Source organism: Methylorubrum zatmanii (assembly GCF_014845115.1).
Lineage (GTDB): Bacteria > Pseudomonadota > Alphaproteobacteria > Rhizobiales > Beijerinckiaceae > Methylobacterium > Methylobacterium zatmanii.
This window is the reverse complement of sequence record NZ_NKUI01000390.1, coordinates 1-738: the sequence shown is the minus strand read 5'-3', so window position 1 is coordinate 738 and position 738 is coordinate 1. Positions and strand designations below refer to the sequence as shown.

General features: G+C 64.2%; 1 protein-coding gene. It reads right to left on the bottom strand.

The genetic code is table 11. The features are described from left to right. The coding region (locus MZTS_RS24920; protein WP_246482280.1) for a DUF1003 domain-containing protein at positions 1 to 738 on the bottom strand (738 nt) is incomplete at both ends.

Below are 738 nucleotides of genomic sequence, written 5' to 3'. Positions count from 1 at the left end.
ACCGGGCCGTGTCGGGTCCATCCGTCGCGGGTGGAACGATGGTGGAAGCGGCCTCCGCCGGAGTGGACTTCGGACGCTTCTTGCGCACGACCTTCTTCACCTTGACCACGGGCTTGCGGGCCATGCGGGTGCGCATCTCCTGCAGCATCTCGAGCTGGATCTGCTGGATCTCGGCCAGCCTCTGCCACTGCTTGGTGACGAGATGGTCCATCTTCTCGTGCAGATGCCGGATTTCCAGCTCGGCCTTCAGGTTGACGCGGTAATCGTTGTTCGAGCGCAGGCGGTCTTTCTTGTCCTGCCGGCTCTGGCTCATCATGATGATCGGCGCCTGGATCGCCGCGAGGCAGGACAGGACGAGGTTGAGCAGGATGAACGGATAGGGATCGAAGGCCTTCACCTCGCCCATGAGGACGTTCACGGCCATCCACGAGACCAGAACCAGGGCGAAGCTGATGAGGAAGGCCCAGGAGCCGCCGAAACTGGCGAGCCCGTCCGAGACGCGCTCGCCGAAGCTGCGGTGCTCGTCGTAATCCTCCTCGATGTTCTCGGCGATGGTGTCCTGGGCGGCGATGCTCTCGGCCACCTGCCGGTCGAGATCGGAATACTCGCCGTGCTCCTCCGCCAGCAACTCGGCCACGTAGCGGGTGCGATAGGTCGCGAGTTCCTTGACGCTGATCAGCGCCTGATCGGTCAGGTCGGGATAATCGGCCCGGATATGCGCCGCCAGGGCGGCCCGGA